This is a genomic window from Variovorax gossypii (assembly GCF_003965815.1).
In the GTDB taxonomy this organism is placed as follows: Bacteria; Pseudomonadota; Gammaproteobacteria; order Burkholderiales; family Burkholderiaceae_C; genus Variovorax; species Variovorax gossypii.
In genome coordinates this window covers 1,123,530-1,142,528 of record NZ_RXOE01000002.1, presented here as the reverse complement: position 1 = coordinate 1,142,528, position 18,999 = coordinate 1,123,530, and the positions used below count along the sequence as shown (strand labels likewise).

General features: G+C 66.4%; 16 protein-coding genes. 10 read left to right on the top strand and 6 right to left on the bottom strand.

The window, feature by feature from the left end:
- Nucleotides 1-19 precede the first annotated feature (19 nt).
- From EJP69_RS12995 to EJP69_RS12975, 5 genes are all read right to left on the bottom strand, one after another.
- On the bottom strand, nt 20-2,611 hold the full coding sequence (locus EJP69_RS12995) for a bifunctional aconitate hydratase 2/2-methylisocitrate dehydratase (RefSeq protein WP_093198539.1): 2,592 nt from the start codon (nt 2,609-2,611) through the stop codon (nt 20-22).
- Between the two features lie 89 nt (nt 2,612-2,700).
- Entirely contained in the window at nt 2,701-3,261 is a 561-nt protein-coding gene (locus tag EJP69_RS12990; protein ID WP_093198537.1) for a hypothetical protein, read from the bottom strand.
- A 38-nt stretch (nt 3,262-3,299) separates the two neighbouring features.
- The gene (locus EJP69_RS12985; protein ID WP_126470477.1) at nt 3,300-4,298 is read right to left on the bottom strand and encodes an HpcH/HpaI aldolase/citrate lyase family protein; all 999 of its coding nucleotides are present in this window, start codon (nt 4,296-4,298) and stop codon (nt 3,300-3,302) included.
- Complete coding sequence (gene tam / locus EJP69_RS12980; protein ID WP_093198532.1) at nt 4,295-5,080, bottom strand: trans-aconitate 2-methyltransferase; 786 nt, start codon at nt 5,078-5,080, stop codon at nt 4,295-4,297. The genes EJP69_RS12985 and tam overlap by 4 nt, the downstream gene beginning before the upstream one ends.
- Nucleotides 5,081-5,098: 18 nt before the next feature.
- Nucleotides 5,099-6,085, bottom strand: coding sequence for a malate dehydrogenase (locus EJP69_RS12975; RefSeq protein ID WP_093307010.1), 987 nt, complete (start codon nt 6,083-6,085; stop codon nt 5,099-5,101).
- Between the two features lie 184 nt (nt 6,086-6,269).
- Between EJP69_RS12975 and EJP69_RS12970 the strand changes: the two genes are divergently transcribed.
- The 8 genes from EJP69_RS12970 (at nt 6,270) to EJP69_RS12935 (ending at nt 13,514) form a co-directional block, all read left to right on the top strand.
- On the top strand, nt 6,270-7,028 hold the full coding sequence (locus EJP69_RS12970) for a GntR family transcriptional regulator (protein ID WP_093198527.1): 759 nt from the start codon (nt 6,270-6,272) through the stop codon (nt 7,026-7,028).
- A 235-nt stretch (nt 7,029-7,263) separates the two neighbouring features.
- Complete coding sequence (gene sdhC / locus EJP69_RS12965; RefSeq protein WP_093198525.1) at nt 7,264-7,710, top strand: succinate dehydrogenase, cytochrome b556 subunit; 447 nt, start codon at nt 7,264-7,266, stop codon at nt 7,708-7,710.
- 13 nt (nt 7,711-7,723) lie between these two features.
- Nucleotides 7,724-8,089 carry a succinate dehydrogenase, hydrophobic membrane anchor protein gene (gene sdhD / locus EJP69_RS12960; protein WP_093198522.1) on the top strand — a complete coding sequence of 122 codons (366 nt, stop codon included), beginning with the start codon at nt 7,724-7,726 and terminating at the stop codon, nt 8,087-8,089.
- 6 nt (nt 8,090-8,095) lie between these two features.
- Complete coding sequence (gene sdhA, locus EJP69_RS12955) at nt 8,096-9,904, top strand: succinate dehydrogenase flavoprotein subunit (RefSeq protein WP_093198521.1); 1,809 nt, start codon at nt 8,096-8,098, stop codon at nt 9,902-9,904.
- A gap of 37 nt (nt 9,905-9,941) precedes the next feature.
- Nucleotides 9,942-10,643, top strand: a complete 702-nt coding sequence (locus EJP69_RS12950; RefSeq protein WP_093049529.1) for a succinate dehydrogenase iron-sulfur subunit — start codon at nt 9,942-9,944, stop codon at nt 10,641-10,643.
- Between the two features lie 33 nt (nt 10,644-10,676).
- Nucleotides 10,677-10,991 (top strand): FAD assembly factor SdhE, encoded by a 315-nt coding sequence (locus EJP69_RS12945; RefSeq protein WP_093198518.1) that lies wholly within the window; start codon nt 10,677-10,679, stop codon nt 10,989-10,991.
- Nucleotides 10,992-11,015: 24 nt separating this feature from the next.
- A complete protein-coding gene (gene gltA, locus EJP69_RS12940) occupies nt 11,016-12,326 on the top strand; it encodes a citrate synthase (RefSeq protein ID WP_093198516.1) in 1,311 nt (436 codons plus the stop codon).
- Nucleotides 12,327-12,431: 105 nt separating this feature from the next.
- Entirely contained in the window at nt 12,432-13,514 is a 1,083-nt protein-coding gene (locus EJP69_RS12935) for a purine-nucleoside phosphorylase (protein ID WP_170217096.1), read from the top strand.
- Between the two features lie 10 nt (nt 13,515-13,524).
- On the opposite strand, the gene EJP69_RS12930 is transcribed toward EJP69_RS12935, so the two are convergent.
- On the bottom strand, nt 13,525-16,854 hold the full coding sequence (locus EJP69_RS12930; RefSeq protein WP_126470475.1) for an autotransporter outer membrane beta-barrel domain-containing protein: 3,330 nt from the start codon (nt 16,852-16,854) through the stop codon (nt 13,525-13,527).
- Between the two features lie 172 nt (nt 16,855-17,026).
- On the opposite strand from EJP69_RS12930, the gene EJP69_RS12925 reads away from it, so the two are divergent.
- Entirely contained in the window at nt 17,027-17,875 is an 849-nt protein-coding gene (locus tag EJP69_RS12925; protein WP_093204966.1) for a helix-turn-helix transcriptional regulator, read from the top strand.
- A 132-nt stretch (nt 17,876-18,007) separates the two neighbouring features.
- Nucleotides 18,008-18,952 (top strand): LysR substrate-binding domain-containing protein, encoded by a 945-nt coding sequence (locus EJP69_RS12920; protein ID WP_093204969.1) that lies wholly within the window; start codon nt 18,008-18,010, stop codon nt 18,950-18,952.
- The last annotated feature ends 47 nt before the right edge of the window (nt 18,953-18,999 follow it).

Sequence of the window (18,999 nt, the reverse complement as noted above, 5' to 3'; positions counted from 1 at the left end):
GATCGCCTGAAGGACCAGATCAGGCCGCGACCGTATCCGCCACGCCCTTGTAGTCCTCGATCTTGTCGAAGTTCAGGTACTGGTAGATCTTGTCGCCGTTGCTGTTGATCACACCGATGTCGGCCATGTACTCCTCGCGCGTCGGGATGCGGCCGAGCTTCGAGCAGATCGATGCCAGCTCCGCCGAGCCCAGGTACACGTTGGTGTTCTTGCCCAGGCGGTTCGGGAAGTTGCGGGTGCTGGTCGACATGACGGTGGCGCCTTCGCGCACCTGAGCCTGGTTGCCCATGCACAGCGAGCAGCCCGGCATTTCGGTGCGGGCACCGGCATTGCCGAACACGCCGTAGTGGCCTTCCTCGGTGAGCTGCTGCGCGTCCATCTTGGTCGGCGGCGCGATCCACAGCTTGACCGGGATGTCGCGCTTGCCCTCGAGCAGCTTCGACGCCGCGCGGAAGTGGCCGATGTTGGTCATGCACGAGCCGATGAACACTTCGTCGATCTTGGCACCGGCCACGTCCGACAGCGTCTTCACGTCGTCGGGGTCGTTCGGGCAGGCCACGATGGGCTCGTGGATGTCGGCCAGGTCGATCTCGATGACGGCAGCGTATTCGGCGTCGTCGTCGCCCTTGAGCAGCTGCGGATCCTTGAGCCAGGCTTCCTGCGCAGCGATGCGGCGTTGCAGCGTGCGAGCGTCGGCGTAGCCTTCGGCAATCATCCACTTCATCAGCGTGATGTTGCTGTTGATGTACTCCTGGATCGGTTCCTTGTTCAGGTGCACCGTGCAGCCGGCGGCCGAGCGTTCGGCCGAGGCGTCGCTCAGCTCGAAGGCCTGTTCCACCTTCAGGTCGGGCAGGCCCTCGATTTCGAGGATGCGGCCGGAGAAGATGTTCTTCTTGCCCTTCTTCTCGACCGTCAGCAGGCCGGACTTGATGGCGTACAGCGGAATGGCATTGACCAGGTCACGCAGCGTCACGCCGGGCTGCATCTTGCCCTTGAAGCGCACGAGCACCGATTCAGGCATGTCCAGCGGCATCACGCCGGTGGCGGCGGCGAAGGCCACGAGGCCCGAGCCGGCCGGGAAGCTGATGCCGATGGGGAAGCGGGTGTGGCTGTCGCCGCCAGTGCCCACGGTGTCGGGCGTCAGCAGGCGGTTGAGCCACGAGTGGATCACGCCGTCGCCCGGGCGCAGCGAGACGCCGCCGCGGGTGCTGATGAAGTCGGGCAGCTCGTGGTGCATCTTCACGTCCACCTTCTTCGGATAGGCGGCGGTGTGGCAGAACGACTGCATCACGAGGTCGGCCGAGAACCCCAGGCAAGCCAGGTCCTTCAGCTCGTCGCGCGTCATCGGGCCGGTGGTGTCCTGAGAGCCGACCGAGGTCATCTTGGGTTCGCAGTACGTGCCCGGGCGCACGCCCTGGCCTTCGGGCAGGCCGCAGGCGCGGCCGACCATCTTCTGCGCCAGCGAGAAGCCCTTCTTGGTGTCGACAGGGCTTTGCGGCAGGCGGAACAGCGTCGAAGCCGGCAGGCCCAGCGCCTCGCGCGCCTTGGCCGTCAGGCCGCGGCCGATGATCAGCGGAATGCGGCCGCCGGCGCGCACTTCGTCGAACAGCACTTCGCTCTTGACCTTGAACTCGGCGATGACCTTGCCGTCCTTCAGCGCCTTGCCTTCGTAGGGGCGCAACTCGACGACGTCGCCGGTGTCCATCTGGCTCACGTCGAGCTCGATGGGCAGCGCGCCCGCGTCTTCCATGGTGTTGTAGAAGATCGGGGCGATCTTCGAGCCCAGGCACACGCCGCCGAAGCGCTTATTGGGGATGAAGGGGATGTCTTCGCCGGTGAACCACAGCACCGAGTTGGTGGCCGACTTGCGGCTGGAGCCCGTGCCGACCACGTCGCCCACGTAGGCGACCTGGTTGCCCTTTTCCTTCAGCGACTCGATGAACTTGACCGGGCCGCGCTTGCCGTCTTCCTCGGGCTGGAACGCGGTGCCTTCACGCTTGTTCTTGAGCATGGCCAGCGCGTGCATCGGAATGTCGGGACGCGTGGTGGCGTCGGGCGCGGGCGAGAGGTCGTCGGTGTTGGTTTCGCCGGGAACCTTGAAGACCGTGATGGTCAGGCTCTGCGGCACTTCGGGACGGCTGGTGAACCACTCGGCATCGGCCCAGCTCTGCAGCACGCCCTTGGCGTTGGCGTTGCCCTTGTCGGCCTTTTCCTTGACGTCGTGGAACTGGTCGAACATCAGCAGGGTTTTCTTCAGGCCTTCTGCCGCGACGGCGCCGACTTCGGCGTCGTCGAGCAGGTCGATCAGGGGGCTGATGTTGTAGCCGCCGAGCATGGTGCCGAGCAGTTCGGTGGCGCGGGCGCGCGAAATGAACTCGCTCTTCTCGGTGCCGTGGGCCACGGCCGCGAGGTAGCTCGCCTTGACCTTGGCAGCGTCGTCGACGCCGGCAGGCACGCGGTAGGTGAGCAGGTCCAGCAGGAAGGCGCCATCCTTGGGCGTAGCGCTCTTGAGGAGCTCGATCGCTTCAGAGGTCTGCTTCGCGCTCAGGGGCAGCGGCGGGATACCGAGCGCGGCGCGTTCGGCAACATGGTCAACGTAGGCTTGCAACATCTTCTTTTCTCCGGAAACTGATCTGGCGGGCGTGCGAGGCGGCCCAGGCGGTCAAGCAAGAGCCGCGCCGCACCCCGTGGTGGGTACGCTTACTTCTTTTCGCCGTCGGCGCCGTCGAAGAGAGCCTTGGGCGGGTTCTTCTTCATTTCTGCGGCAAAGGCGATCTGTGCGTCGGTCTGGCATTCGTCGGCGATGCGCAGGCCGGCCTTCTGGTTCATCAGCATCGACTTGTTGCCGAGCTGGAGCCACATGGCACCGGCGCGCGGGTCTTCGAGGCGGATGGCGCCGGTGCGGCTTTCGACCGGGTGCATGCGGTACTTCTGGCCCTTGGTGCTCACGGTGAAGAAGCCGGGCTTCTTCTCGTCGGGCGTGACGGTCACGTCGGCACCGAGTTCGCACTGGGCCTTGCCGACCGACACGCGCTTGGCGACTTCGAGGTCGGCATCGGTGAGGACGATGTTGGTGTCGTCGCTGATCGGCGTGACTTCCTCGACGGCCTTGGCGGCCTTGCGGGTGACCTGGCGCTTCGGGGGAGCCTTCTTGGCTTCGGTGGACTTGGCAGCGGCCGGCTTGGCGGGCGCTGCGTTCTGCGCCATGGCGCCGAGCGGCAGAGCCAGGGCCACAGCGGCGATCAGGGCAATTTTCTTCATGTGTGGGTTTCCTTGAGGCTGGGTTCGAAGGTTTCGTTTCAGGAGGCCGCGAATGCAACCCAGGCTTTCGCCTCGGAGGGCAACGCGCGCCCTGTTGCGTGGGCACGCGTCAGAACCTGCCAGAAATGGCGGTAGCTCGCGCGGTCGTGCAATGTGCCATCAATTTGTGTCGGCGCCCAATCCGCAGCTGCCGCCTTTACAAGGATTTTTGTGGCAATTTGAATCTGCGACTCGTCGGGCGCGAAGGCTTCGAGGATGGGCCGGATCTGGTTCGGATGGATGCTCCACATGCGCGTGTAGCCGAATTCAGTGGCAGCCTTGCGGGCCGCGGTGCGCATCGCATCGGCATCGTTGAACTCGGTGACCACGCAATGCGACGGCACCTTGCCGTAGGCATGCGCGGCCGACGCGATGGCCAGCTTGGCTCGTACCACCAGCGGGTGGCTGAACTGCCCTGCGGCACCCATACCGTCGGCCGGGATGGCGCCGGCATGCGCCGAAACGAAATCCATGAGGCCGAAGCTCAGCGACTGCACGCGCGGATGGGCCGCGATCTCGAAGGCGTTGTGCACCGCGAGCGGCGATTCGATCAGCACGTGCAGCGGCAGCGCACCGGCATCGGCCGCGTCGAGCGCGGCAACAGCCTGCAACACATCGGCCACCGATTCGACCTTGGGCACCATCAGGTGGCTCAGTCGCGAGCCGGCACGGCCGGCGATGGTGACCACGTCGCCGGCGAAAGCGGGATGGTCGACCGGGTGCACCCGCACGCCGACGCGCATGCCGGGCTTCGCGGCCAGCGCGAGCTCGGTGACGAGCGCGGCATGCTCGGCCTCGCCGCCCACGGGGGCGCCGTCCTCACAGTCGAGGGTGACGTCGAACACGCAGGCGCCGAACTCCTCGGCCATCTCGGCCTGGAGCGCGAGGCTCTTCTTCATGCGCGCTTCCACGCCGCTGTAGTGGTCGCACACGGGCAGCGTCACCGCGCCGGCCTGTGCACCGAGCAGCACTTCAGCGGGGTGTGTCGTGTTCGTCATGCTTTTTTCTGCGCGACGATGAACATGCGCGGGAAGGCCAGCAGCCGCTTGCCGTCGGTGCGCACGGGATACGCCTCGTCGACGCGGCGCTGGTATTCGGCGAGGTAGCTCGCCTGCAGGTCGGGCGGCAGGCGATCGACGAAGGGCTTCAGGCCGGTGCCGCGCACCCATTCGACGATGGAGGCCGCATCGGCCATGCGGTGCTGGTAGATGGTGTGCCAGACATCGACGTTCGCGGCGCGCGGCGCAAGCAGGTCGTAGTAGCCGCGCAGGTCGAGCAGCAGCGTGCGCAGCTTGTCCGCGTCGCCGATGCGCTCCGCCCAGGGAGCTTCGGCGGCGAGAGCGCGCATCAGCCGGTGCGTGGGCTCCTGCCGGTTGTCGGGCATCTGGATGGCGAGCACGCCACCCGGCGCCAGCGCGTCGAACAGGCGCGGGATCAGCTTCTCGTGATCGGGCACCCACTGCAGGGACGCGTTGGCATAGATGAGATCGGGCGCTTCTTCAGCGGACTGCGGCGCCCAGGTCGCGATGTCGCTCAGCTCGAAGCGTGCCTGCGGCAGGCGCTCGCGCGCACTGACCAGCATGGCTTCGGAGTTGTCGGTTCCGAGGGCTTGCGCCTTCGGGAACCGGTTGACCAGCAGCTCGGTGGAGTTGCCCGGGCCGCACCCGAGGTCGACCACGCGGGCCGCTTCGGTCAGCGGCACCCGCGCAAGGAGTTCCTGCGCGGGACGGGTGCGCTCGTCCTCGTAGCGACGGTAGAGCGCGGGGTTCCAGTCGAGCATGCTGGTCGGTGGGCTGGCTTACAGCAGGTGGGCGACGCCGGCCTGCTCGTCCTGCAGTTCCTTCAGCGTCTTGTTGATGCGTTCCTGGCTGAATGCGTCGATCTCGAGGCCTTCGACGATCTTGTACTTGCCGTTCTCGGTGATGACCGGGAAGCCGAAGATCACGTCCTTCGGAATGCCGTACTGGCCGTCCGACGGGATGCCCATCGTGACCCACTTGCCGTTCGAGCCCAGGGCCCAGTCGCGCATGTGGTCGATGGCTGCGTTGGCGGCCGAGGCAGCCGACGACAGGCCGCGCGCCTCGATGATGGCCGCGCCGCGCTTGCCGACGGTGGGCAGGAAGGTGTCGGCATTCCAGACCTGGTCGTTGATCAGGTCCTTGACGCTCTTTCCGCCGACGGTGGCGAAGCGGTAGTCGGCGTACATCGTGGGCGAGTGGTTGCCCCAGACGGTGAGCTTCTCGATGTCGCCCACTGCCGTGCCGGTCTTGGCGGCGATCTGGCTGGCGGCGCGGTTGTGGTCCAGGCGCAGCATGGCGGTGAAGTTCTCGCGCGGCAGGCTGGGCGCGCTCTTCATGGCGATGTAGGCGTTGGTGTTGGCGGGGTTGCCGACCACGAGCACCTTGACGTTGCGGCTGGCGACCTGGTCGAGCGCCTTGCCCTGTGCCGTGAAGATCTGTGCGTTGGCGGCCAGCAGGTCGGCGCGCTCCATGCCGGGGCCGCGGGGACGGGCACCGACCAGCAGGGCGTAGTCGGCGTCCTTGAAGGCCACCAGCGGGTCGCCGGTGGGGATCACGCCGGCCAGCAGCGGGAAGGCGCAGTCTTCGAGCTCCATGATCACGCCCTTGAGCGCCTTCTGGGCCTTCTCGTCGGGGATCTCGAGCAGTTGCAGGATGACCGGCTGGTCTTTGCCGAGCATTTCACCGGAGGCGATACGGAACAGCAGGGCGTAACCGATTTGACCGGCGGCACCGGTGACGGCAACGCGGACGGGCTTTTTGCTCATGGGAAGACTCCAGAAGGTAATGAAACGGTGTCGGCGCTCTCGTGGGGCGCCAGGGGTTCTGCGGGATGAAACACCTTCCCGCAGCGCGAGACCGGCAGCATTTTAAGCCGATTCAATGAGCCTCGTCTTATGTCTTATATAAGATATCCTCTCGGGGTCCGCCAAGGCGCACCCCACCGCTGCCATGAACACGCCCACCCCATTCGACGAGCCCGCGACGCCGTCCTTCAGTCCGCTCTACCAGCAGATCAAGACCCTGATCCTGCAGAGCCTGCAGGCGGGCGAGTGGAAGCCGGGCGAGCCCATCCCGAGCGAGATGGACCTGGCCGTGCGCTACCGCGTGAGCCAGGGCACGGTGCGCAAGGCCATCGACGAACTCTCCGCCGAAAACCTGGTGGTGCGCCGCCAGGGCAAGGGCACCTTCGTCGCCACGCATGCCGAGCAGCATGTGCAGTACCGCTTCCTCAAGCTCGTGCCCGACGAAGGCGACCCGAGCACCGAGGGCCCGGCCGTGCGCACCATCGTCGACTGCAAGCGCCTGCGCGCATCGGCCGACGTGGCTCGAGCGCTCGGCCTGCGCACCGCAGACGCCGTGCTGCAGGTGCGCCGCGTGCTCGCCTATGGCGGAGTACCCACCATCCTCGAAGACCTGTGGCTTCCCGGCGCGCCCTTCAAGGGCCTCACCGCCGAGCGGCTGCGCGCGTGGCCCGGCCCGATGTACGCGCTCTTCGAAACCGAGTTCGGCGTGCGCATGGTGCGCGCCGAGGAAAAGATCCGCGCCGTGCTGCCCGATGCCGAACAGGCAGCGCTGCTCGACGTGACGCTGCAGATGCCCCTGCTGAGCGTGGAACGCGTCGCGCACACCTACCATGACACGCCGATGGAACTGCGCCGCGGGCTCTATCGCACCGACACGCACCACTACAGGAACCAGCTGGGCTGACCCGATGCACACGAAGAAGGCAGAACACATCGGCTCCAGCACTCGCATGCAACGTGCGCGTTGCGCTACGAAGTCAATAGCATCCGACTGCAACGGTGCGCTGACTCGTGCGTGTCCGCAGCGCGATGGTGCATTGCAATAGAATTTTGCGTTGTTTGCACTTCCGCAGAAGAAACAAAAGCGTTCGCTCTCAGAACAAGCCAACAAGTCACAAAGCCACGAAAGCCATCCCCCAATGACAGAGCTTGCAACTCCCCCCCGGCCACCGCGTCGCGAATTCCGCAACATCAATGCATTCACCGATCTCACGACCTACCGGCTGCCGCCGGCGGGCATCGTGTCGATCCTGCACCGCGTCAGCGGTGTGCTGATGTTCCTGCTGCTGCCGTTCATCATCTGGATGTTCGACACCTCGCTGTCTTCCGACTATTCGTTCGCCCGCTTCAAGGCCGCCTTCAACAGCGGCCTTGGCTTTGTTCCGGGGTGGTTCTTCAAGCTCGTCGCGCTCGCGCTCATCTGGGCCTACCTGCACCACTTCATCGCCGGCCTGCGCCACCTCTGGATGGACGTGAGCCACTCCGCGGTGAACAAGGAGTTCGGCAACACCTCGGCCATCTTCACGCTGGGCGCGAGCATCATCCTCACGCTGGTGCTCGGCGCCAAGCTGTTCGGCCTGTACTGAGAAGGAGCCAACCATGTCTGTGAATTACGGCTCCAAGCGCGTCGTCGTCGGCGCCCACTACGGTCTGCGCGACTGGCTCAGCCAGCGCATCACCGGCTGCCTGATGGCGCTCTTCACGATCATCCTGCTCGCGCAGTTGATCTTCACCCGCGGCCCCATCGGCTACGACCTCTGGGCCGGCATCTTCGCCGCCCAGTGGATGAAGGTGCTGACCTTCTCCGTGATCGTCTCCCTGCTCTACCACGTGTGGGTCGGCATGCGCGACGTGTGGATGGACTACATCCAGCCCGTCGCCATCCGTCTCGTGCTGCAAGTTTTCACCATCGTCTGGCTTGTCGGTTGTGCGGGTTGGGCCATTCAAGTGCTTTGGAAGATCTGACCCACCATGACCTACACAAAAGAAAAAATCACCAAGCGCAAGTTCGACGTCGTGATCGTCGGTGCCGGCGGCTCCGGCATGCGCGCCTCGCTGCAACTCGCACGTGCCGGCCTCAACGTGGCCGTGCTCTCCAAGGTGTTCCCGACCCGTTCGCACACCGTCGCCGCACAGGGCGGCGTGGGCGCCTCGCTCGGCAACATGAGCGAGGACAACTGGCACTACCACTTCTACGACACGATCAAGGGCTCCGACTGGCTCGGCGACCAGGACGCGATCGAGTTCATGTGCCGCGAAGCACCGAAGGTCGTGTACGAGCTCGAGCACTTCGGCATGCCCTTCGACCGCAACCCCGATGGCACGATCTACCAGCGTCCGTTCGGCGGCCACACGGCCAACTACGGCGAGAAGCCCGTGCAGCGCGCCTGCGCCGCGGCCGACCGTACCGGCCACGCGATGCTGCACACGCTCTACCAGAAGAACGTCGAGGCACGCACCCAGTTCTTCGTCGAATGGATGGCGCTCGACCTCATCCGTGACGAGGAAGGCGACGTGGTCGGCGTGACCGCGCTCGAAATGGAAACCGGCGACCTGCACATCCTGCAGGCCAAGACCGTGCTGCTGGCCACCGGCGGCGCCGGCCGCATCTTCCAGGCTTCGACCAACGCCTTCATCAACACCGGCGACGGCCTCGGCATGGCCGCCCGTTCGGGCATTCCGCTGCAGGACATGGAGTTCTGGCAGTTCCACCCGACCGGCGTGGCCGGCGCGGGCGTGCTGCTGACCGAAGGCTGCCGCGGCGAAGGCGCGATCCTGCTGAACAGCAACGGCGAACGCTTCATGGAGCGCTATGCGCCCACGCTGAAGGACCTGGCGCCGCGCGACTTCGTCTCGCGCTCGATGGACCAGGAAATCAAGGAAGGCCGCGGCTGCGGTCCCAACAAGGACTACGTGCTGCTCAAGCTCGACCACCTTGGCGCGGACACCATCCACAAGCGCCTTCCATCGGTGTACGAGATCGGCGTCAACTTCGCCAACGTCGACATCACGAAGGAACCGATTCCCGTCGTGCCGACCATCCACTACCAGATGGGCGGCATCCCCACCAACATCCACGGCCAGGTCGTGGTGCAGAAGGGTGAAGACAACAGCGCCGTCGTGAACGGTCTCTACGCGGTGGGCGAATGCTCCTGCGTGAGCGTGCACGGCGCCAACCGCCTGGGCACGAACTCGCTGCTCGACCTGCTGGTGTTCGGCCGCGCTGCCGGCAACCACATCGTCGAGTTCAACGACAAGCTCAAGGAACACAAGCCCCTGCCCAACGATGCGGCCGACCGCACGCTGGAACGCCTGAACCGTCTCGAAGCCACTACCGGCGGCGAGTACGCGCAGGACGTGGCCGGCGAGATCCGCGCCGTCATGCAGCAGCATGCGGCCGTGTTCCGCAAACAGGCCTCGATGGACGAAGGCGTGGTCAAGATCGCCGCCGTGCGCGAGCGCGTCAAGGCCATCGGCCTGAAGGACAAGTCGAAGGTGTTCAACACCGCTCGAATCGAAGCGCTGGAAGTCGACAACCTGATCGAAGTGGCGCAGGCCACCATGGTTTCGGCCGCAGCCCGCAAGGAATGCCGCGGCGCCCACACGGTGGAAGACTACGAGCGCCCGGCGGACGACCCGGTCGCCCCGCTCGGCCGCGACGACGCCAACTGGATGAAGCACACGCTCTGGTACAGCGCCGACAACCGCCTCTCGTACAAGCCGGTCAAGCTGCAGCCGCTCACCGTGGCCTCGGTTCCGCCGAAGGTCCGCACGTTCTAACGCTCAGCTCAGTCAAAGCATTCACAAGGTCACTACGATGAAGCGCACATTCCAGATTTACCGCTACGACCCGGACAAGGACGCCAAGCCCTACATGCAGACGGTCGAGATCGAACTCGACGGCCACGAGCGCATGCTGCTCGACGCGCTCATGAAGCTCAAGGCGCAAGACCCGACCCTGTCGTTCCGCCGCTCGTGCCGTGAAGGCGTCTGCGGCTCCGATGCGATGAACATCAACGGCAAGAACGGTCTGGCCTGCCTGACCAACATGAACACGCTCAAGGGCACCGTGGTGCTCAAGCCGCTGCCGGGCCTGCCCGTCATCCGTGACCTGATCGTGGACATGACGCAGTTCTTCAAGCAGTACAACTCGATCAAGCCCTACCTGCAGAACGACACCGTGCCGCCCGAGAAGGAACGCCTGCAGTCGCCCGAAGAGCGCGAAGAGCTCAACGGCCTGTACGAGTGCATCCTGTGCGCGAGCTGCTCCACGAGCTGCCCCAGCTTCTGGTGGAACCCCGACAAGTTCGTGGGCCCCGCCGGCCTGCTGCAGGCCTACCGCTTCATCGCCGACAGCCGCGACGAAGCCACCGCCGAGCGCCTGGACAACCTGGAAGACCCGTACCGCCTCTTCCGCTGCCACACGATCATGAACTGCGTGGACGTGTGCCCCAAGAGCCTGAACCCGACCAAGGCCATCGGCAAGATCAAGGAATTGATGGTGCGCCGCGCCATCTAAGAGATTCCTGAGCTGCCTTCCCGAGACGCCACCATGCAACCCGCCACCGACTCCGCCGAGCTGCTCAGCGAACGTGCGCTGAGCAAGCTCAAATGGCGCTGCCGGCGCGGACTGCTCGAGAACGACCTGTTCATTGCCCGCTTCTTCGAGCGGCACGAATCCCGCATGACCGTGGGTCAGGCGGGAGCGATGGAGACATTGATGGACCTGTCGGACAACGATCTCCTCGACCTCCTTTTGCGCAGAAAGGAGCCCGAGCCCGAATGGGCCGGGGCCGAGGTGGTCGCATTGCTGCAGCTGATGCGCACCGACGGCGCGCAGCGTCCTGCAATTTCTCCTTCGTCCTGAATCCACCTCTGAAAGTAAACCGAAATGAAAGCATCCGATACCAAGGCCACGCTGTCGTTCAGCAACGGCGGCGACAGCGTCGAACTGCCGATCTACAAGGGCACCGTTGGCCCCGACGTGATCGATATCCGCAAGCTGTATGCGCAGACCGGCATGTTCACGTACGACCCGGGCTTCATGTCGACCGCCGCCTGCCAGTCGGCCATCACGTACATCGATGGCGACAAGGGCGAGCTGCTGTACCGCGGCTACCCCATCGAGCAACTCGCGACCAACTGCGACTTCCTCGAGACCTGCCACCTGCTGCTGTACGGTGAACTGCCGGACGCCGCCAAGAAGGCAAACTTCACCAAGCTCGTGACGAACCACACGATGGTGAACGAGCAGATGCAGTTCTTCCTGCGCGGCTTCCGCCGCGACGCGCACCCGATGGCCATCATGACCGGCCTGGTGGGCGCCCTGTCGGCCTTCTATCACGACAGCACGGACATCAACAATCCCGAGCACCGCGAGATCGCCGCGATCCGCCTGATCGCGAAGATGCCCACGCTCGTGGCCATGGCCTACAAGTACACGATCGGCCAGCCGTACATGTACCCGAAGAACGACCTGAGCTACGCCGGCAACTTCCTGCACATGATGTTCGCCACGCCGTGCGAGGAGTACAAGGTGAACCCGGTGCTCGAGCGCGCGCTCGACCGCATCTTCATCCTGCACGCAGACCACGAGCAGAACGCCTCGACCTCGACGGTGCGCCTGTGCGGCTCGTCGGGCACGAACCCCTTCGCGGCCATCGCGGCCGGCGTTGCCTGCCTGTGGGGCCCCGCCCACGGCGGCGCCAACGAAGCAGCACTCAACATGCTGTACGACATCCAGAAGGAAGGCGGCGTCGAGAAGATCGGCGAGTTCATCAAGAAGGTCAAGGACAAGAACTCGAACGTCAAGCTGATGGGCTTCGGCCACCGCGTGTACAAGAACTACGACCCGCGCGCCAAGCTGATGCAGGAAACCTGCAACGAAGTGCTGACCGAGTTGGGCCTGGAAAACGACCCGCTGTTCAAGCTGGCCAAGGAACTGGAAAAGATCGCCCTGGAAGACGAGTACTTCGTGTCGCGCAAGCTGTACCCGAACGTCGACTTCTACTCGGGCATCGTGCAGCGCGCCATCGGCATCCCGGTGCCGCTGTTCACCGCGATCTTCGCGCTGGCCCGCACGGTCGGCTGGATCGCCCAGCTGAACGAAATGATCGGCGACCCCGAGTACAAGATCGGCCGCCCGCGCCAGCTGTTCGAAGGCTCGCCGAAGCGTGACGTGAAGCCGATCTCGGCTCGCTGATCCGCCTCGTCCGGTTTCGATCGCGAAAGCTGCCTTCGGGCAGCTTTTTTTTGGCCTGTAAATTGCGGACTCCTTCTTGTTGTTCGACGGAAAAGGAGAAAGCAGATGGCAGTTTCTCGACGCGTAACCCGTTTGTGTTCAAGGGCGGCATGCATCGCCCTCGCCGCGACGGCCCTGTTCGGCTGCGCGAGCGATGTGAACCGATCCGCACCACCTTCGGCAGCCTCCGGCGCGAAGGAGCAGCAGGTGGCGGTGAAGGTTCTCATCATCAGCATGTTCAAGCCCGAGGCGCAGGTGTGGCTCGAACCGCTGAAGCTCACCCGCGAGATCAAGGTGCCGGGCCTGTCCGCCGACGATCCGGCGGTGCGGTGCAACGCCGACTCGGTGTGCCAGGTGACCACCGGCATGGGCCACACCAATGCCGCAGCCTCCATCACGGCGCTGGTATTCAGCGGCAAGTTCGACCTCTCGAAGACCTACTTCCTGGTGGCTGGCATCGCGGGCGTCGACCCGAATGTCTCGACCATCGGTTCGGCCACCTGGGCCCGCTACCTGGTCGACTTCGGCATCGCCCACGAGATCGACGCACGCGAGATGCCCTCGACCTGGCGCACCGGCTACTTCGGCATCGGCGCCAAGGACCCGGACTCCAAGCCCAAGTTCGAATACCGCACAGAGGTCTTCCGCCTCGACGAGAAGCTGCTGCAGAAGGCTCTGAAGCTGTCGGCCAACGCGCCGCTGGCCGACAACGACAAGGCGCGCGCCTATCGCGCCAGGTATCCGCAGCCGACGGCCAAGGCGCGCCCCTCGGTCCTGCAATGCGACACCGCGGCCGGAGACACCTACTGGCACGGCAAGTACCTGGGAGAGACGGCCACGCACTGGGTTGCGCTCGTGACCGACGGGCAGGGCAAGTACTGCACCACCCAGCAGGAGGACAACGCCACCTACGAGGCGTTGAAGCGAGGCGCCAGCGCCGGACTGCTCGACCTGCGGCGCATGGCCGTGCTCCGCACCGCGTCGAACTTCGACCGGCCCCATCCGGGGCAGACCGCCTATGCCTCGCTGAGCGCCGAGTCGGGCGGATTCCCGATCTCCACCGCCAACCTCCTGATCGCAGGGCGGCCCCTGGTGGACGCGATCGTCGGCAACTGGCCCGCCTGGAGCGCAGGAGTCCCGACGGACTGAGCGCAGCCCGTCACCACTTCATCCGCACGCCGACCGACCCGTTGATCGAACTCTTCACCCTGGCGTTGCCACCGCTCGCCCAGAGCTTGCCGACTTCGCCGTAGAGGCTGGTCGACTGGCCCAGCGCGAGCGTGAAACCGCCCGCCAGCTCGGTGCTCGTGCCGCCCGTCGGCGCGGAGATGTCGGTGGTGGTTGCTCCGTTCACGAAGCGGGCGATGTCCGCGCCACTCGATGTCCGGTAGACGTTGAAGCGGCCGTACGGCTGCAGCGTGCCGACGCCCGTAGCGATCTCGCCCTTGACCCGCACGCCCGCGCGGCCGATCCAACCGCTGTCGGCCTGCGGCTGGACGACGGCGCCGACGATGGCGGAGTTGTTCAGGTCCATGTGCTGATGGATCAGCTGCAGCTGCGGCTCGATGCTCCAGCCGCTGCCGCCCAGCGCGAAGGACTGCCCCACTTCGATGGAGCCCAGCAGGCTGTTGCCCTTGCCGCTCGTGCCCGGACTCGCCAGGGGCTCGACCGTGTAGCGATGGCGGCCCGACTGCACCACCGCGTCGGCATAGAAGCCGCTGTCGCTGGTGTAGGTGCCGTACACGCCCAGGTACTGGCTGCGCAGGTCATTGCGGCCGACGCCCAGGTTCTGGATGCCGCTGGCAAAGCCCCTCACGCTGGCATCGCCGTCGAGCTGGCCGACGTAGACGCCCACGCGCCAGTTGGGCATGGCCAGCAGGTCGGTGCCGGCCTGGAAGCCGGTGAGACGGCCCTTGCTCGACGGCGATACCGCGCCGCCCTGCTGGATGTCGATGTCGGTGGAGAGCACGCGGGCCCAGGCACGGCGATCGGAGCCGGTCGGGGTGGTCGCTGTGCCCTTCACGTCGTCGTCGCCCACGCGCTTGCGCAGGTCACCCAGCATCGCGAGGTTGCCTTGGCGCAGCTGGCCGGGGAGCGCGGAATAGAGCGAGGCTTCGGCGCGGTAGGTGATCACGGGCGTGGAGGGCGTGGGAGCCGCGGGCGACACGGTGGTGCTCGAGCGCAGGTACCAGTTCTCGCCCGCACCGCTGGCATCGGCGGCGTACAGGCGGTACTCGTAGGCGCCGGCATCCACATGGCCGTTGGCCAGGCTGAACGCGTCCTTGGTGGTCTGGGCCGTCGTGGTCGCGCCGTTCTTCGCGGTGACCACCTCGATGCCGTTGCCGCTGGTGAGCGCGCCCAGGCCTCCGAGGTTGGTGATCTGCATCGTGGTCCTGCCGCTGGCGGAGGCGGTGGCGCCGTCGAGCACCAGGCGGTCCGACGGACCGCTGCCGTTGAGCACGGTGCCTAGCCTGAGCACGCCGTTGTTGCCGACGTAGGCGCCCGTCACCGTGAGCGTGGTGCCCGCAGTCGCGCCCACGAGCGAGACGGTGCCGCTGTTGGCCAGCGAAGCGACTGTCTGGCTGAAGCCCGCAAGGTCCAGCGTCGCGCCCGAGGTCACGCTGTGGGCGGAAGCCGCGCTGAGGGTGTTGGCGGCGCCCGCCTTGAGCGTGCCCTGCGCGACGTTGGTGGCGCCGGTGTAGTCGTTGGCGCCCGAAAGTGTCAGCGTGCCCGTGCCCTCCTTCGTGATGAAGCCGCCGCCGCTGATCGCACCGCTCAGGGTCGCGTTGAACGCGCCGGTGTCGATGACCGGATCGGTGCTGCCCGTGAGCCGGATCGCGTTGGCGATCGTCAGCCCGTCCGCGCTGAAGCCCAGGGTGGTGTCGTCGTCCATCGACAGCGTGCCGGTGCCCAGCGCCTGGCTGTTGCCGAGGTTCAGGCGCCCCTGGCGCAGCGCGGTGCCGCCGCTGTAGGTGCTGGCGCCCGAGAGCGTCAGCGTGCCGGTGCCTTGCTTGACCAGCGAGCCGCCGGTGCCGGTCAGGCTGCCGCCGAAGGTCTGCGACGTGTTGTCGGTCAGGGTGAGGGAGTTGGCGCCGAGCGCCACCACGCTGCCCGCCACGCCCGACAGATGCGCCACCGACTGGCTGATGCCGATCGACAGATCGAACACCGCGCTGGCGCCTGTCAGCGAGACACCCGTCGCCCCGGCCAGCGTGCCCGCGCCGGCCAGCTGCAGCGTGCCGTTGCCGACGATGGTCTCGCCCGTGTAGGTGTTCGCGCTCGTCAGCGTCAGGGTGCCGGCACCGGTCTTCGTCAGGCCGCCCGTACCGCTGATGCCGCTCGCCAGCGTCACGTTGTTGCCGTTGGTGTCGAAGGTGCCGCCGTTTGCGCCCAGCGCGTTCAACCGGCCGGAGATGTCCGTGGTGTTCGCCGCGGCCCATTGCAGGCCACCGCCGTTCAGGGTGATGTTGCCGGTGCCGAGGTTGGCGCCGTTGCTGAAGTTGATCAGGCCGGCGTTGACGAGCGTGCCGCCCGAATAGGTGTTCGCGCCGGACAGGACGGTGATGCCGCTGCCGTTCTGCGCCACCGTGCCGGTGCCGGCGATGGCCGTGCCGAAGGTGTAGCTGGCGTCGGACTGGTTGAAATTGATCCTGCCCGCGTTGTTGATGCTGCCGGCCAGCCCGGTGACGACGCCGGAGGCCGTGCCGTTGGCCGTCGCGTTGCCGATGTTGAGCGTGCCGCCTCCGTTGATGGTGAAGGCGGCGCCTGTCAGGTTCAGCGTGCTGCCGCCACCGAGATTGAGCACGCCCGCACCACCCGCACCGCCGTCGCCGGAGCAGCCGCAGTTGCCGCCCGTGCCGCCCAGACCGCCGATGTAGAGCTGCGTGCCAACCGTGATGGTCGCGCCACCGGTGGCCGTGAGAGTTCCGCTGCCGCCTGTGCCGCCGTTGCCGCCGCGCGTGGAGCCGGCGCCCCCGGACCCCCCGCCGCCGCCGCCGCCGCCGATCAGCAGCGTGTTGGTGACGTTCAGGGTCGTCGCGTTGAGATCGAGCACACCCGCGCCCCCGTCCCCTCCGCGGATGCCGCCCAGGTTGGCCCCGTCCCCGCCACCGGCGCCGCCCCCGATCCCGACGTATTCATAGGTTGGCAGGAGGCTGCTGCCACTGGCCGGGCTCGCGAGGGTCTGCGTCGGAGCGGGAACGAAGCCGGCGCCGCCATAGCCCCCCAGGTAGAAGTCCTGCCCGCCATTGCCGCCGCTGATGCTTCCGTTGCCGCCATCACCGCCGCCCACGCCGCCGGTACCGACGAGGAGCACGTCGGCCGCGTGCGCAAACGGCGCGGCGAGGCCCAACGACAGCGCCAGCACCGCACTCGCCGTAGCACGGCCCCCATCCACGGCAACGCCCTTGACGGCGGACACCGCCAGTTCCGAGACAGCCTGCCAGACGCCCAGCCGCCGGTTCCACACGACCCTGAAAGTGCGATTCATCCTGTTGATCCCGTATTGTTTTGGTGCATTCGGCTGCATGGCCGCAGCCGCGTCTCGCGGAATACCGCTCGGCGGAGGTACTGCCCGCGATGGCAATACCTGCTTTCCGGAGACATGGAGGAGGCACTGTAAGATTTGCAACCGGACGATTCAATTACCCGAAAGAGTAGTCATGAACACCGACCCGATCCTTCTGCAGGAGATCGTTCGCCTCTACGAGGCCGAGCCCGATCTGCTGACGCTGCCTCCCCTCCTCTTCGAAGGCGTTGTCCGCCTGACGGACTCCGACGTGGTCGGCTGGACGGAGGTGCACCACCGCAGCGGCGAGCTGCGCGCATTGCTGTCGGTGGAAGACGACCCGGCCCGCCGCGCGACTGCTTTCCAGGCCTATGCGCGCCACGCGGGCAGCCACCCTTTCTGGCAGAAGGACCCGGCCTTCTACGGCGAGCGAGCGGTGCGCGAATCGGATGTCTTCACGGACGAGGAATTCATGGCGCTGCCCATGGCCCGCGAGGTGTTCCTGCCATCGAACGCCCACCGCATCATGGGCGTGCTGATGCTGCACGGCGAGTACTCGCTGGACCTGAGCGCGCACCGCGTCGTCGGGCGCCCGGCCTACAGCGATGCGGAGCGCGACCGGCTCCAGGTCTACCGGGGGCACGTGCTGCGGGCCTACCGCCAGGCGCAGCAGCGCACCGTCGACAAGCTCCCCGCGGCCGACCGCCTGCGTTACGCCTTTCCGGAACTGACGCAGCGCCAGGTCGAGGTTGCCGTGTGGATTGCCCAGGGCAACTCGAACGAGGCCATCGCCACCGCCATGAGCGTCAGCCTGGACACCGTCAAGGCGCACCTGAAGGCGATCTTCAGCAAGATCGGCACCGACAGCCGGCTCGCCCTGGCCAAGCTGGTTCATACCGTGCCTCCGTTCTCGCAGATGCCGCCCTTGTGGAGGCTGCCGCTGGAAACCTGGAAGACGCATACAGGGCCCGGCACCGGCGAAGCGCTCGCCGCCGCGCGGTAGGCGGGCAGGCGCCCTCAACGACATCCCGTCGCCACCTGGCAACGATGCCATCGCGCATCGCGATGGATGCCGCCCAAAAACAAGGGGAAAATAGCGATCTCATCGCAAAACGCGATGACTCCCCGCAGCCCCATGAGCACGTCAGAACGCAACTTCGCCCGCCGCATCGACCTCACGTCGCTGCAGTTGTTCGTGGCCGTCTGCGAACTGGGCAGCATCGGGCGCGCGGCGGAGCGCGAATTCATCGCGGCCTCGGCCATCAGCAAGCGGCTGTCGGACCTCGAGGCCACGCTCGGCACCACCCTGCTCTACCGCCATGCGCGCGGCGTCGACCTCACGCCCGCCGGCGAAAGCCTGCTGCACCACGCGCGCTCGGTGCTCTACAGCCTCGAGAAGATGCAGGGCGAGCTCAGCGAATACGCCGACGGCGTGCGCGGCCACGTGCGGGTGCACGCCAACATCTCGGCGATCGTGCAGTTCCTGCCGGAAGACCTGGGCGTGTTCACGCGCGCCCACGAGGCCATCAAGATCGATCTCGAGGAACACCTGAGCAGCGAAGTGATCCGCGCGGTGCAGGAAGGCGCGGCCGACCTCGGCGTGTGCCACGTGGCCGGCGGCGCGGGCGAACTGCAGAGCCTCTCGTACCGACACGACCGGCTCGCCCTGATCGTGCCCACGGGGCACGCGCTGGCGGCGCAGGGCAGCATCGACTTCGTCGATTCGCTCGACTTCGACCACGTCGGCCTGCACACCAACAGCTCCATCTACGTGGCGATGCACGAGGCCGCGCTGGACGCGGGCCGCAGCATCAAGCTGCGCATCCACGTGACGGGCCTCGACGCCATGTGCCGCATGATCGAGAACGGCCTGGGCATCGGCGTGATGCCGCAGCGCGCCTTCGAGCTCATGCGCAACGGCATCGGCCACGGCCTCGCGAGCGTGGCGCTCAACGACGCCTGGGCCGCGCGCGAGATCAGGCTGGTGGCGCGCGACTTCTCCACCCTGCCCGTGGCGGCGCGCTCGCTGGTGAATCACCTGCACGCGGCCGCGGATGCCGGCGAACAGCTCGCGGCCTAGGCCGCAACGACAGACAATTCCATTTCCCCACGAAAGACAGAGACCGA

Coding starts and splice junctions, on each gene's coding strand:
- sdhC (WP_093198525.1), top strand. CDS start 7,264: ATGACAGAGCTTGCAACTCCCCCCCGGCCACCGCGTCGCGAATTCCGC.
- EJP69_RS12920 (WP_093204969.1), top strand. CDS start 18,008: ATGAGCACGTCAGAACGCAACTTCGCCCGCCGCATCGACCTCACGTCG.
- EJP69_RS12970 (WP_093198527.1), top strand. CDS start 6,270: ATGAACACGCCCACCCCATTCGACGAGCCCGCGACGCCGTCCTTCAGT.
- gltA (WP_093198516.1), top strand. CDS start 11,016: ATGAAAGCATCCGATACCAAGGCCACGCTGTCGTTCAGCAACGGCGGC.
- sdhA (WP_093198521.1), top strand. CDS start 8,096: ATGACCTACACAAAAGAAAAAATCACCAAGCGCAAGTTCGACGTCGTG.
- sdhD (WP_093198522.1), top strand. CDS start 7,724: ATGTCTGTGAATTACGGCTCCAAGCGCGTCGTCGTCGGCGCCCACTAC.
- EJP69_RS12925 (WP_093204966.1), top strand. CDS start 17,027: ATGAACACCGACCCGATCCTTCTGCAGGAGATCGTTCGCCTCTACGAG.
- EJP69_RS12975 (WP_093307010.1), bottom strand. CDS start 6,085: ATGAGCAAAAAGCCCGTCCGCGTTGCCGTCACCGGTGCCGCCGGTCAA.
- EJP69_RS12945 (WP_093198518.1), top strand. CDS start 10,677: ATGCAACCCGCCACCGACTCCGCCGAGCTGCTCAGCGAACGTGCGCTG.
- EJP69_RS12985 (WP_126470477.1), bottom strand. CDS start 4,298: ATGACGAACACGACACACCCCGCTGAAGTGCTGCTCGGTGCACAGGCC.
- EJP69_RS12935 (WP_170217096.1), top strand. CDS start 12,432: ATGGCAGTTTCTCGACGCGTAACCCGTTTGTGTTCAAGGGCGGCATGC.
- tam (WP_093198532.1), bottom strand. CDS start 5,080: ATGCTCGACTGGAACCCCGCGCTCTACCGTCGCTACGAGGACGAGCGC.
- EJP69_RS12990 (WP_093198537.1), bottom strand. CDS start 3,261: ATGAAGAAAATTGCCCTGATCGCCGCTGTGGCCCTGGCTCTGCCGCTC.
- EJP69_RS12995 (WP_093198539.1), bottom strand. CDS start 2,611: ATGTTGCAAGCCTACGTTGACCATGTTGCCGAACGCGCCGCGCTCGGT.
- EJP69_RS12950 (WP_093049529.1), top strand. CDS start 9,942: ATGAAGCGCACATTCCAGATTTACCGCTACGACCCGGACAAGGACGCC.
- EJP69_RS12930 (WP_126470475.1), bottom strand. CDS start 16,854: ATGAATCGCACTTTCAGGGTCGTGTGGAACCGGCGGCTGGGCGTCTGG.